8 protein-coding genes are annotated in these 14,778 nt (G+C 33.2%); 1 reads left to right on the top strand and 7 read right to left on the bottom strand.

Annotated elements, in window-relative coordinates; translation table 11 throughout:
• The 7 genes from M0P98_07515 to M0P98_07485 all read right to left on the bottom strand — a co-directional run.
• A partial coding sequence (locus M0P98_07515) for a diguanylate cyclase (GenBank protein ID MCK9266704.1) occupies positions 1-2,189 on the bottom strand: 2,189 nt, incomplete at its 3' end.
• A gap of 114 nt (positions 2,190-2,303) precedes the next feature.
• Positions 2,304-3,275, bottom strand: a complete 972-nt coding sequence (locus M0P98_07510) for an AEC family transporter (protein ID MCK9266703.1) — start codon at positions 3,273-3,275, stop codon at positions 2,304-2,306.
• A 15-nt stretch (positions 3,276-3,290) separates the two neighbouring features.
• On the bottom strand, positions 3,291-4,601 hold the full coding sequence (gene rimO / locus M0P98_07505) for a 30S ribosomal protein S12 methylthiotransferase RimO (GenBank protein MCK9266702.1): 1,311 nt from the start codon (positions 4,599-4,601) through the stop codon (positions 3,291-3,293).
• Positions 4,601-4,993, bottom strand: a complete 393-nt coding sequence (locus tag M0P98_07500; GenBank protein ID MCK9266701.1) for a helix-turn-helix domain-containing protein — start codon at positions 4,991-4,993, stop codon at positions 4,601-4,603. Before M0P98_07500 ends, rimO begins: the two co-directional genes overlap by 1 nt.
• The gene (locus tag M0P98_07495; protein MCK9266700.1) at positions 4,971-7,100 is read right to left on the bottom strand and encodes a DNA translocase FtsK; all 2,130 of its coding nucleotides are present in this window, start codon (positions 7,098-7,100) and stop codon (positions 4,971-4,973) included. The genes M0P98_07500 and M0P98_07495 overlap by 23 nt, the downstream gene beginning before the upstream one ends.
• A gap of 177 nt (positions 7,101-7,277) precedes the next feature.
• Entirely contained in the window at positions 7,278-10,487 is a 3,210-nt protein-coding gene (locus M0P98_07490) for a UvrD-helicase domain-containing protein (GenBank protein MCK9266699.1), read from the bottom strand.
• Positions 10,456-13,545, bottom strand: coding sequence for a PD-(D/E)XK nuclease family protein (locus M0P98_07485; GenBank protein MCK9266698.1), 3,090 nt, complete (start codon positions 13,543-13,545; stop codon positions 10,456-10,458). The genes M0P98_07490 and M0P98_07485 overlap by 32 nt, the downstream gene beginning before the upstream one ends.
• 314 nt (positions 13,546-13,859) lie before the next feature.
• Here M0P98_07485 and M0P98_07480 point away from each other — a divergent pair, with 314 nt between their 5' ends.
• Positions 13,860-14,567 carry a lipid-binding SYLF domain-containing protein gene (locus M0P98_07480; protein MCK9266697.1) on the top strand — a complete coding sequence of 236 codons (708 nt, stop codon included), beginning with the start codon at positions 13,860-13,862 and terminating at the stop codon, positions 14,565-14,567.
• The last annotated feature ends 211 nt before the right edge of the window (positions 14,568-14,778 follow it).

The following is a 14,778-nucleotide window of genomic DNA, read 5'->3' as shown; positions in this document are numbered from 1 at the left end:
TCATCACCCCCAAGTCTGGCAAGTGTATCGTCTGGCCTAATACATTCTGATAGTTTTTGAGCAATAACTTTGATAAAAGTATCTCCTGCATCGTGGCCTAAACTATCATTTACTCTTTTGAAATCGTCAAGGTCTAAAACCATAAAAATAAAATAGTCCGATGGGTATCTTTTGTGACGAGATATGGCTCTTTCAATTCTATCAAGGAGTAAGATTCTGTTAGCAAGGTTAGTAAGAGAATCGTGAAGAGCCGCATAATTTAATTGTTCTTCTTTCTGTTTAATGTTTGTAATATCTTCAAATATTCCTATAGCTCCAACTATTCTTGTTTCATCTAAAATGTTCTTAGCGATGGCTCTTATGTAAGAAGATTTACCAGACAAAAAAGAAGTGTACACGCCTTCATATCTACCAGTTTTACCTTCTAAAGCGTCAAGAAAACACTGTTTCATAAGGTCGTCTTTCATCTCCTTAATTATATTGACTTTTTCAACATCTTCTTGTGAGGTTCCCATAATATCAACAAATTTTTGGTTTACTTTAAGGATATTTGCTTCGTTATCAATATGAACAATCCCTAACGGGGCATTATCAAAAAAAAGATTATAACGAAATTCACTTTTTTTCAATTGCATTTTTTTAATTCTACGCCTTTCAACGCTGGCAAAAATCTCAACAAGAATTTTTAACAATTCTTTCTCTTCATTGGTAAACTCCCTTTTTTCTTTTACCATATCAAAACCTATAAATCCAATGCATTCATTATTATCAGCCATCATAGGAAAAGTGATAAAACTCTTAATGCCTTCTTCTTCCATAATGGTTTTTGCAACACTACCTTCAGGTAAAACGCTTGTGTCGGGGTAATAAATAAGTTCCCCTTTAAGATGTGGTAACAAAAATGTAGGAATTTCTTCAAAAGGTATATCTTGTAATTTTGTTTTAAAAGAGTTTATATTTTCAGCACACCATTCACATGTATTGCTTGCAAAATGCTTAATATTGTCATAGTAGAATATATAGGCTCTATCTACTTCTAAAAATTGTCCTATATAAGAAAGAGCTTGATTTATTGCTGTATCTATCTTTTCTATGGGTATATTTATAAAGTTTGTTGCTAACTTTGTAAGCGTATGCCGAAATTGGTCATTCTTCTTCAATTTCTGTTCAATGAAAATCTCATCGGTAATATTTGTTAAAATAGCAAGTTTCCCTAAAAATATGCCTGAAGAGTTCTTAACATCAATGACTTTAATTTTAAAAAAAGTTTTATCCTTTAAAGATATAGTAGTTTCTGAGTCGCTATTTTTTAAAGCAGAAACTATTTCCGGAAAGAAATGGAAAGCTTGCTCAACAGGCATATCTAAAACATCTTCTCTTTTAACAGAGACCATATTTAAAAATATGTTATTTAAATCTGTCACATTTCCAATGTTGTTTATAAATACAAAACCATTATTCATATTGTCCAATAGTTGGCAACGGGCTATTGGTAAGAGTTCAAAAAGTTTGTATTTATAAAGAGCAAAAAAAGATAACACTCCGGTGGTTATAAAGGAACAGGATATTATATTGATATTTTTAAAGATGTTGGTAAATAGATATAGAATATAAAAGACGGAGGGAATGATTGCTGCCGCAAAAACAATTTTAATTTGAGATTTATATTTAAAATTAACAGATTTAGAAAAACGGAGCATTATAAGAAAAACCATTATAATGCAAATCAACGTGTACCCTCTGTTGATAAATAACCAAGGACCTCTTTCAAATGTAAGAAAAGAAATATTGCCTGTGGAACTTACAGCAAACGTTTTAAAGACAAGGTGATGCATTTGGTTTGTTAATATGAGTAAAAACGTTAAAAAGGGAGTCAGCAGATAAGCAAAGAGGAATGGTTTTTTTAAATATTTTTCTGAATCTGTATAAGAAAAAACAAAGATTAACCATAAAGCAGGTATAAATGTGTTGCCTATATATCTTACATTTAACCAGAAACGTTTATCAATAAAACTTGTGAAATATAATTCATTGGCGTACCCTATATTTGACAAAAAAATGGCAAGCATTAACAATGAGAATACTTTTATTAAAGGTGTGAAACCTAACCTTTCAATTGATAGGAAAATTACTAATAAAGATACTCCTGCTGATAAAAATAAAAAAAAACTTAAAATATTCATTTCCATTTGAAGTAGCTCCTTGTTGTAAATACCTAAAATTCAACTATTTGCTCATTGTTTACAAGGTGTTAGTTACATAGTTTATTGAACTCTTGTTAATATAAATTCAAACAACTGTTTTTAAGTTTTTCCTAAAAATAAAGTTAACCATAAAGGAATCGTAATAAGAGAAAATATGTGTGTTGTTAAAACAGCAGATGCAGCAAATTCAGAATCAGAACCATACGTTTCACTTAAAGGAACACTTGAAACAGCAGAAGGCATTATTGCAACAACAAGAAGAACCATTCGTATATCAGGTGAAAAAGGTAAGATGTGTAATAATAAAATAGCAAATAGAGGTATAACAACAAGTCTTAAAGTTACAAGATAACCTTGTTTTAATGTTAGCAGATGTTGGCTATTTAAATCTGCTATCTTGTTTCCAGCAATGAACATTGCAATAGGAATAGCTGCTTTACCAAAAATTTCTATTACAGAGAAAAAAGAGATGAATGTTTCAGATAGAACACTATCAGGCATAAAAACAATATTGTAGTTCTGTAATAACCCTTTAATTACTATAACTAATATTGCGGAAAAAATTGCAATCATAGGTACACTAAAAAGTTTTTTTAAATTTTCTCTTTTAAATTTATTGCCTGTTAACGCAAGGATACCAAGTGTCCATACAGATATTTCAGAACCTAATGTTGAAAAAATAAGTTTTGCAACTCCCGGTTCACCCCATAACATAAGAATAATTGGTAGTGGTAGAAAAGAATAGTTGTTAGTGGTGCATTGGAAGGCAAACTGGTTTTTTTCTTTATCAGAGGAGAACTTTATAAATCTTACAGCAATAATTCCTACAATGTACCCAGTAGCCATAATAACAAATATCCCAACGGGGAGAGACCAGTTTTGGATAATAGTTTTTAGTGTGAAACTATTTATTAAAGATGTGAAAATAAGAGCAGGATAAAAAAAATTGGTAATAAGTTTGGACATCTGACTTGATGTATTATCATCAACAGCATTAAGTTTGCGAGCAAGTATTCCTGCACCGACCATACAAAATATGGCGATAATTCTTATAAAGAGTTTAATAAACATAACTCAATAATTTTATCATAAATTGGGGAGAATTCCAAATAAATCGTGCTCTGTTGAGCCTATAATCTTGACTTTCTTTATATCTCCGTTTACGATTTTTTTTGTCTTTGTCTCAATATAAACATTACCATCAATTTCGGGTGCATCAAATTCTGATCTTCCTACATAAAAATCGTCTTCTTTTCCTTCTACAAGAACTTTTAAAGTTTTACCAATAAATTTTTCAAGATTTCTTTTTGATATATCCTTCTGTATCTCCATTAAAATTCTTTCTCTTTCAAGTTTTACTCTCTTTTTTATCTGTTCTTTTAGTTTGAAAGCCTCTGTTTCTTTCTCTCTTGAATATTTAAATACACCCAATCTATCAAACTTTTTTTCTTTGACAAATTCAACAAGTTTTTCAAAATGTTCATCTGTTTCGCCTGGGAAACCAACAATAAATGTTGTTCGTAACCGTATTTCAGGGACGGTTTCTCTTATATTATCAATAAGTTTTCCATAATCTAAAACAGGTCTATTCATTTTTTGCAGAATTTCAGGATGGATGTGCTGAAGTGGAATATCAATATATTTACAAATATTCTTCTCTTTCTGAATAATGTCTAAAACATTTTTAGTTATATGAGCTGGATGAGAGTACATAATTCTTATTCGTGGAAATTTTAGTTTTGCAAGTTTAGAAAGAAGGTTTTCTAAACCATTCCTGTTTCCAGTGTCCCATCCGTAACTTGATGTATCTTGGGCTATAATAATGAGTTCTTTTATTCCCATTTCTAAAAGGCTTTCTGCTTCATTTAATATATCTGACTCTGACCTGCTTGTAAGTCGTCCTCTCAATTTTGGTATAAGACAATAACTACATAAATTGTCACACCCTTCAGAAATCTTTATATATGCGTAAGGGTATGTAGAGACAAGTCGCGGGGAACAGTTAGGAGATATGTTGGGAATAACATTGTATGAGGTTATACGTGAATTGCTCTTGACTTGCTCAACAACTTTGACAGTTTCTTCAGGGTTACTTATACCAGAAATACCATCGACACCATTTAGTTTAAAAAGTTCTTCCCCATACCTCTGAACAAGACACCCACAAACAACAATCTTTTTGTGTTTATACTGGTTGTTGTCAGTAAAATATTTTATTGCAGCCTTAGATTCTTTTACAGCACTTTTCAAAAACGCACAGGTATTAATAATAATAATATCTGCTATATCTGGGGAGTCTGTCAGGATATATTCTTTTTCACCAAGCAGAGCCATAATATTTTCAGAATCTACAAGGTTTTTGGGACAACCAAGACTTAAAAGATATATTTTTTCCATTATTTAGGTATAAGTTTGAGGGTTAAGGCTAATATTGTTACAAAAGCAGTTAAAAGTATCAATATAATAAATATGAATTTCTTTTGGTTTGATGGAAAAACATTTTTTATCTTGCTATTATTTTTCCCATTGTCTTGAACTTCTTCTTCGACCGACATTATGTCATTTAGATATTTATTAATAGTAGCTGAGTCTATCTTCAGATATGTAGAATAGAGTCGTATATATCCTTTTAAATGAACCTCGCTAGGAAACTCAGACCACGTGCCTTCTTCAATCATTTTAATAAATTTTGCAGGAATGTAGGTATCTTCAAATATCTGTTCAACAGATATGTTTCTCTCTATTCTAATATTTTTTAAAAGTTCATTAAGGGGTTTGTTGGTTTCCATTATTATTACTCACTAACACTTCTCTTGGTTTACCTTCTATGTAAGGACCAAGAAGCCCTTCTTCATCCATCTGTTCAACAAGCCGAGCTGCTTTATTAAAACCTATCTTTAACCGTCTTTGAAGCATTGATATTGAGGCTTTTTTTGTGGTTAAAACGATTCTCCTTGCTTCTTGATAAAGTTCATCTTCTTCACTACTTTTTTCGTCAAATGTTGTTATATCAAGTTCTTTATGTTTCTCTTGTTCTTCCATTATCTCCATTTCATATTCAGGAGGTTTCTGGCTTTTTATAAAATTACATATTACTTCTATCTCTTCATCTGATACTAAACATCCTTGTATTCTTGTAAGAAGTGAACTACCTGGAGGTATAAAGAGAAGGTCGCCTCTGCCTAAAAGTTTCTCTGCCCCAATTGTATCAAGGATAGTACGTGAATCAAACTTTGAAGTAACCTGAAAAGATATTCTGCAAGGTAGATTTGCTTTAATTACTCCTGTGATAACGTTTACCGATGGTCTCTGTGTGGCAAGTATAAGATGAATGCCTGCCGCTCTTGAAAGTTGAGCAAGTCGGATTACCCTTGTTTCTATCTCTTTACGGGCTATCATCATCAAGTCGGCAAGTTCGTCTATTACAACCACAATGTAAGGCATTGGTTCTTTTCTTTTTATAGAATTATATTTTTCAATATTTCTTGCCTTTACTTCTGAGAATATTTTATACCTTCTCTCCATTTCAGATATAAGCCATTTTAGGGTATTGACAGCCTTTTTAACATCTACTACAACAGGGCATAGCAAATGAGGTAACCCATTGTAAGATATAAGTTCTACCATTTTTGGGTCTATCATAATAAATTTTACTTCTTCTGGAGTTGCTTTGTAAAGTATTGAAGCTATAAAAGAGTTAAGACAGACAGTTTTTCCAGAACCGGTAGCACCAGCGATTAAAATATGAGGCATATTTTTTAAATCGTTTATTACTGGTTTTCCCATTATGCTTTTACCAATAGCGATAGTGAGTTTAGAAGAATTTTTTTGAAACTCTCTGCTTGTTAGTATTTCTCTAAGATATACTGTTGATATCTCTCTGTTAGGTACTTCTATTCCTAATGTTGATTTGTTTGCAAGGGGAGCAACCACTCTTATGGTTGTTGTTTTAAGGTTCATAGCAAGATTGTCTTGTATTTTATAAACCTTCTGGATAGCAACACCTGGCGCAAGTTGAACCTCAAACATAGTTACCCTCGGTCCAGTATTAATCTGAACGACTTCTCCCTCTATACCAAATTCAAGAAGTGTTTCTTCAATAACTTGAGCGTAAAGATCAAAATCTTCTTTTGTTTCTTGTTGTACTGGGGCATTTGCTTTTAATATAGACAAAGGAGGGAGTTTATAATCTTTTGCTTTTGTAATTGGGCTCGGAAGTTTTATTGGAGGTTCTTGAACTTCTTCTTTTATAGGAGCAGGATGTACTTCTTTCTTCTCTGGTGGTAATGTTGGTTTTCTTATCTTTTTGATAGGTCTTTTTGTATCAGTAGTTGTTTCTGTTTGTTTAGGTAAAGGAATCTTTTCTTGTCTAATCGCACCATAGTTTTGAAAAATTATTCTGAATGGGTTAATAAAGATTTTGTAACCTAACCCCAAAAAACCGATACCTAAAACAATAAGTAGAAGGTATATTCCGTTTTCTCCAAAATATACCTGTAAAGATGGTCCAAGAGTAATTCCAATCAAACCACCAGAAAAATTATAATTATTCTTTATTTCCCAAAATATAGAAACACTTAACATTAGTCCAACAGAACTCAATGTTTTAATCCAAAAATTAGTAGGGTCTCCCCATATAGCGTTTACTCCAAAGAAAAGTAGAATAAATATTATAATAAAGGCAGTCTTTCCAAGAAAAAAGAATAAAAAACTTGCAAGTATAGCACCTATCTTTCCACCAAAATTTATGATAGTGTCATTTATTGGAGAACCGATATTTGAAAAAGCAAAAGAAGGGTCGTGAGCATCGTACGAAAAAAGGCATAAAAATATATAAAGGGCAAACCCAAATAACAGAAAACCCTTGACCCATCTTTCGATTGTTTTTCTTTCCATTTGTTTTAATATACCATTAAATTAGCGAAAAATCAATTCTCCTTTCTCCTTGTGGTTATACCTTAAAGGTTTATCTTGATTACTATTGAGGGAGATATGGATAAATGGTGAGAGGATTGTGAAGGTGGGTGTTTTTCTTGTGATTATTCTAATAATTATACTGATATTTTCTATTTGTTAATTTAGAGATACCTTCTGAAGCAATGTTTCTTTAACTTTTTCTCCAGTTATTTTTTCCCAGCTTTTGGCATAATATTCAAGCTGTTTTTTATAAGCAGATTTACGGGACGAATCCTTATCAAAATCGTCTGTCTTCCAATCTACAATAACCCATTCATTATTTTCTTTAAAAAGAGCGTCTATAATTCCTGAAACTAACTCGTTACTCTCCTTGTTCCATAGTGACAAAGGAACCTCGAAATATTTTATTTCTGCCTTCTGAAATCTATCCCAAAGTTCACTTTGCATCAGGTTGTTTATTTCATCAATCAATTTTTCGATATGTTTTTCAGAAATTCCTTCTTCTCTTAGCCATATAGGCACAAAAGTCTTTAGGTTATCTGCTTTACCTTTACCGCACAACTCAATTGCTTTATGAACAATTAGTCCCCATTTAATACCTTGTCCCAAACTCTCGCTGAAAGAAGTATCTTTATGTGTGCTATCAGTTACTGAAGAAATTTTATATGAAGTCTCTTTCAACATATTTATTTTGTTTTCTATTTCTGTAGTTTCTTCAATTAATTGTTCCTTAGCAATATTGAAAGTTTCTTTTGACAAAGGGTTATAGGGTGGTATTTTCAGTTCTTCTGCATCTTGGATATACTCAGAAAAAGCGTTCCAAGTCCTTCTTCTATCTCCTTGATTATAGGCACTTATAACAACAGCGTTTCTGGCTCTTGTAATTGCAACATAATCAAGCCGTTCTATTTCTGCAGTTTCATACTTTTTTTCTTCGTCTGCTTTTGGTTCCCAATTAGTAGGTTGTGCAATAATTTCTTTGCTATAACTACTACTCGGTTGAGTAAAACAGAAATACCCTAAAGATTTGTCCTCGTGACGTTTAACAGAAAGAGTTATTGGGTGTTCTTTTGAATCATCAAGAGGGTCTGCAAGAATTACTATATTTGCTTCTAATCCTTTTGCCTTGTGTAGGTTCATTATTCTTACTGCTTTTGAAGTTGCCGGGAAAAGACCCATCTCTTCTTTATCTGTGTTACGTAGTTCTCCCATATATTTTACAATTTCAACAAAACCAGCACCTGTCTGGATTCTGTATTGTCTTAAAAGATTAATAGACTTAAAAATGTTACCACATCTGGTTGCACCCATATCAAGAGAAGCTGCTAAAGGTATTATGCCAGTATCTTCTATGATAGTTTCAATGGCTGCTAAAGGTTCAAGGTTGTGAATACATTTTGAATAAATTTTTAATTTTTTAAACGCTTCTTTTATAGAAACAGGGTGTTCTTCTTTGGTATCTTCAAAAATCTTGAAACTACCGCCTTGTTTAACAAAACTGTATAAATCTCTGTCGCTTACACCAAAAAACTGTCCTCTCAAAACAGCTAAAAGTGCTGCAGAGTTTTTTGAATCTGCCAAAGCAGAAAACAACTTATAAAGTTCATACAGTTCGTTAGACAATCTAAATTTCTCTCCACCTGAAATTTCATAAGGAATACCAAGGTTTTCAAGCGCTATTGCGTACAATGACAGGTTTTTTTTCCTCTTTGTAAGAATCATAAAATCGCCAGGTTGCGCATTAGCATTAATATTTGCGATTTTTTCCTTATCTTCTCGGGCAATTTGCAACTGGTCATCAATACATAACTTTATCCAGGAGGCTATCCTTTTTGCGTCTTCCTTTGCAACTTCAATAGGTCTATTCTTCTCTACTTCCGGTACAACTTGCTTAAAAATTCCTGCCAACTTGGCTGCTTCAGGCATTGGTCTTATAATATGTATTGGAACGAAACTTGCCTGGTACTTGCTACTGTCTGTTGGAAATACGTCTTTAAAAACAGTTTCAGTAATATCTTTGATTGGCTGTAGCGACCTAAAATTTGATACAAGTTGAAGAGTTTCACCACCGTTTTTTTCTATAAGAGATTTTGTTATATTATAGATATCTATATCTGCTCGGCGAAACCTGTATATACTCTGTTTGGGATCTCCAACTATAAAAAGTGCTCCTTTTCTTGGTACTGTTTTACGCCAGTTGTTTTCGGAATTCTCTATACCTGCCAATAACATTATAATTTCTGCTTGTATTGGGTCTGTATCTTGAAACTCATCAACCATAAGGTGTGTTATCTTTTTTTTGAAATAAGTTCGAACTTCATTATTGTTCCTTAAAAGGAGAGCAGTTTGCATAAGTAAATCCTGAAAATTTAAGAGCGAACGTTCTTTTCGCCATTCTGCATAACTGTCAACGCCCTTTAAGGTAAAATCCAACAAAGGTTTATGCAAATATTCTTTCCACTCTTTTAAAAAGGGTTTTACGATATCAGATTGAATATTTTCCATCATTGCTTTACATTCTAAGGCGTTCTCTTTAGAATCCCATCTTCTCTGGGTAACCCCTGTGTTTTTATCCAACTTTTTAAGTACAGATATAAAGAAGATATCATCAGATATGTCACCGTTATCAATCATATTGAGAGCGCCTACAACCATCTTTTGAAGAGTGTCCCATTCTGGAGAGGGTTCTTTGTTAGGCATTTTGTCTCTTATGGCACGAAGTTTATTTTCCAGTTCTGTTCTTGTTTCAGGAAAAGAAGGTTTGGGCACCTTCTCCACCGCCTTCTCAACATCAGGATATCTAATAAGTTCAACATATATATCATTTAAGTTGCTCGGTGAAACTCCTAATGCCTCAAGTCGTTCTAAACTTTCAGGGTCACAAGAAGCCTGCTTTTCAAGAAAAAATGGCCAGAAGTGTTTAGCGTTTATAACATTTTCTTCTTCTTCCAAACTTTGGAATTCAGGGTCTAGCTCGGCTTCTACAGGTCGTTCCCTAAGAATATCCGCACAAAAAGCATGGATTGTATTTACAGATGCACGTTCAAATTCTTTTAGGGCTTTATTAACACGGTGTTTTTCTTCTTCAGGTATTTCTAAACAATAGAGTTTTTCTAATTCCACCTGGAGTCTCTCACGTAGTTCTGCAGAGGCTTTTTTTGTGAAAGTAACCGCTACCACGTTCTCAAGATTAGCATGTCCGTACCTTAATAATCCTATCATACGTTTTACAAGACTTTCTGTTTTTCCCGACCCAGCCCCAGCTTCTATAAAAAAATTAGTTTCAAAATCACTTTCTATTCGTTTCCTTGCTTTTGCATCTGGTAAAATATTTTTATTCATAGTTTTTAAGTTTTTTCCAATCATTTAGCATAATATTCTCTTGATTTTCGAGCTTCTTATCTATATTCTTTCTTGTTTTTTCCGCACCGCATATATCAATATAGTTACAGAACTTGCAAGGAGCGCTAAATCCCTTATCACTCTTTAAATCTCTTGCCATAAAAACACCATTTTTAATTATATCAAGCAAAATATTAAGCGTTTTTTTCCATTCATCGTTTACAGGATAACCAAATTTTCCTTGCGACCCTCTCCCCATACCTTTTTCTGTTGGGAAAAGATATCCCGAGTTAACTATTTTAGCGTCAGATTTGCCTTGCTCTTGTTTTAAAATATATTCAGCGGCAACAGCGTATAGGCAGTGCTGCATTTGTTCACCGCCCTTAGTTGTTTCTGATTCTCTGTAATTTGTTGCACTTCCTGTCTTGTAATCCCATACAGAGTATTGGTCATTGGACTCGTTGTCAATTCTGTCTATCTTACCCTGTAAATGGATTGTTTTGTTGTCACCTACATCTATCTCAAATGAACTTTCTTTACCAAAAACGATTTCACAGAAGACTGGTTTGCCAAGTTTTTCATTTAACCGGAGGAAATATAACATATCTTTTTCCATCTGCTGACTATCTTTTTTAAAAACCATTTCGCTTTGAGGAGGTATTAGTTGTTTATATTCTTCAATCGTTTTTTGGAGGATGTTTTTAAGTAAATTATGATGTTTTTCTTTATCAACAACATTATCCTTAATAATTTTAACGGTAAAACGGTAGAAGACTTCATGGATTAACCTACCTTTCTCGATTGGGTCTAACCAAACGGTTATATCTTTTGGAGTTTCCTCCGGGATTCTAACTTTAAGAACGTTTTCAACAAAATATAAGAATGGACATTTAGCAATTTTTTCTAAACCTGTACTTGACATAACAATAGATTTATTTTCGCGTGGGTCAAGTTTTGTGTCTTCTGATTTTACCCATCCGTCGTATTCTGTAAAACTGTTACTTTCCCTGTTTGCGTATGCACAAGTTCCTTGAGCTGTTTGAGTGAAAACATCTTCTAAAATCTTTCGGGCATCTTTTAAACGTTGATTTTCTACAATATTGGAGAGCCACCAATCTGTGCTGTCAATAAATGTTTTTCCATCAGGTCCTTTTTGAAACCCAACAGGGTCACCAATTGCGTTGGATAAGTTATGGTAATTTGCAGAAACATTGCCAGTTTTAAGCCGATACACCTGTAGAAGAATTGAAGAGGGAAAAGTTTGTCTGTCTTCAAGTATATCATAAGAAGAGTAACTAAAAGTTACCTTGCCTCTCAACCCAGAAATTAAAGATGCCATCCCATATAATTCTTTTGCTGAGATTTCGGGTGAAAGTTCTAGTGAGGTGTTTAATGTTGTTCTCTCTTCATCAAGAAGTATCGGATCTTGCAACTCCCTAACAGGGAAACGGTTATCGTCAAGCCCAACTATAAAAGTATTACTTCTCCCTGTTTTACCTCCAAACTTATAATGTGAGATATGAATATGTCCTGGTTTAGGGTTTGATTTTTCTATTCTAATTCCAGATACCATATTGAATATTTTTTCTAACGCTTCATCCCAATCTATATAAGAAGTTATTATTTCTGAAACAATATCCAACTGCTCCATCACCTCTGTTTTAAAGTTAGCATCCAGTGCGTTTGTAATGCGAACATTCTTCTCCAGAAATTTTTTACACGCATAGCAGAACTTAGGAAATTCAACTTTACCTTCATTTGTAGAGGGTATTAGCAACAATATTTCTTTACATAATTGTTTAAGTACTTGAAGATTTTCCGCTCTATTTTTATAATATTCAGCGGTTTCATTTCCCTCTTTTTCCATTTGAAATGCAATTTCATTGCTTTCATCAATTTTTTTCTTAAGTATAGGTATATAACGGTCTTTCTGCCACCCAACACCAGAAATTCTTAAGAGATGCCCTAACGTTGAAGGGCTTGGAGCGCCCTTTTCTTCTATAAGAGTATGTTGAAATGAACCTGACTCAAGTATATTTCGCAAGTATATTTCTTGAAAATCATTTTTTATCCATAGGAGAAACATCCTTAAAGCCTGACCTGTTTTTGTTATATAATAAGGGAGACCATCAGCGAAAGTAGCAGGTATTCCTGTTTTTTGACAAGCAGAATAAATGATATCTACATAATCTTTCAAGTCAGTAAATACAATTTCTACTTGGTCTGCAGGCAATTTATTATCCATTATCCTTCTTAAGGCTTCTCTAATTTCATTTTTACAACCTAAACCGCTAAATATATTTATTGTTTTATCATTGAAAGGTGAAGGGGCAGAAGTTGGTTTAAAAAGCCATTCAGTTCTTTCAATATCGCTATTGCAGTTTGTATTAGAAGAAAATTCAAATTTAGGATAAAGTTTAGGTCTGCTGAGCCCTGCAACATTGTCTTGTTCAATAATTTCGTAGTTATTTGAAATTTTTTCAATGAGTGTTTGTTCGATAGGGTAAAAGGATGTATTTGATAGTAGGAATATTTTCTTTTCTCTGTAACTTTGAAAATCTTCAACTGCTTTTGTAGCCAAGGTGATTACGCCTGGATTGTCAATAAAATAGTTCTCTTTTAGAAAATTTTCATAACCAGAAAGTAGTAACGAAATATCTTTTGCTTTCTGTTCATTAACAGTATCCATCCCATTTATTGAATCTGAATTTAACCCATTATATCGAAGTTCAATAAATGTTTTGGTTAGGGCTTCTATAATCCCTTTGTTTACAGTTCTTTTTTCAAAATATTGAAGGTCTTTTTTTTCTGCTAATTGGTTGAAAATTCTGTCGATAATCGCAAATGTTGCTTTATGGGGTATATGTCTTATCTTTTCAGTAATAAGATAATGGTTGACTAAATCGACTGCAATATCCACGGTAGTGATGGGTTTGAAATTTACCCATCCACCTTTTGCTCTTGTTAGAGATTCTAAAATTTGCGTGCCTATACTATAGTTGGGAACTACTAAGAGTTTTTCGTTATGAGGGTATTTGTTTACGATTTTTATGAGAGATTCTGTTTGGCGATTAAATTTCATTTTTATGTATTTGAGTTTTTAAAAGATCGTTACTCTTTATGAATATATAATATTCTTATAAAGTTTAATAGTCAAACTTAATTGAGAATTACAAGTTAATTGAGTAGTAAATATAAACAAAACACAGCAATGTCAATGATGAGAGTGTGCTCTGGTTTTGTCCTGAGTGTGCCCAAGTGGTGTTTTAGTGCGGAGGTTTGCTTGTTGTCTTTACCATTATTGATTTTATCTGTCTTGCTATTGAAAATAAAACCTTCTAATTATATAATATTGTTTAAGTAAAAACTTAAGCAATAAACCTAAACGGAGGAGATATGAAAAAAATTAAGTTTTGTCTTATATTTATAATGATCTTTGCTGTAACGGCTTTTTCTGATTCAAATGAAGAACTTGCAGGTAGAATAAAACACGCCGAAAAAACTCTTAAATATTTTACTGATGCACCTGATAGCGCTATACCTTGTCAACTCTTGCACGATGCTAACGCTGTTATATTTTTGAGACAGTATAAGCTTGGTTTTGTGCTTGGAGCTAAAGGTGGTAACGGGATTGTCTTGGCAAAAGATAGAAATACAGGAAAATGGAGTCCACCCGCTTTTATAGCTACAGCAGAAGGAAGTTTTGGGTTTCAAATTGGTGGGAAAGTAGTTGATGCGATTTTACTTATAATGAATAAGGAAGGGTTGGATTTACTACTTAAATCTCGTTTTAAAATAGGGGGCGAAATTTCAGCAGCAGCGGGTCCTGTTGGTAGAGAGGCAGGCGCTAAAATAGGTGTTCCTGCATCTGGAATACTTATATACTCTAAAGCTCAAGGATTGTTTGCTGGGATATCTTTTGAAGGCGGGGTTATTGCTAGCGACGACAAATCTAACCAAAAGTTTTATAATGATGAAGATATAAAAATTAGAGATATTCTTACACGAGAAAAGGTGGAGATGCCTGAAGTGGCGAAACCTCTTATAAAAGAACTTGAAGAGTACGAAAACAAATATAAAGAAACTCATAATAACTCTGATTAATTTTGAGGGTAATTCCCTGATATGTCATTCCGGACTTGATCCGGAATCTTGTTTTTCCTGCTACCAGCGTGGGTTAAGGGGCAAAAAAGTATGTGGTGTCTACTCACTCTGGTACTACGGCGCATACACCTTCTACGCCACAATCGGGCACTCTGAGAACTCACCCTTCTGCATATAAAGCATCTCCGAAGGGTTTAACAGGCTCAGAGTA

Source organism: bacterium (assembly GCA_023230585.1).
GTDB lineage: Bacteria > Ratteibacteria > UBA8468 > B48-G9 > JAFGKM01 > JALNXB01.
Note: the sequence above shows the minus strand (reverse complement) of the source record. Positions and strands in the feature narration are given on the sequence as shown.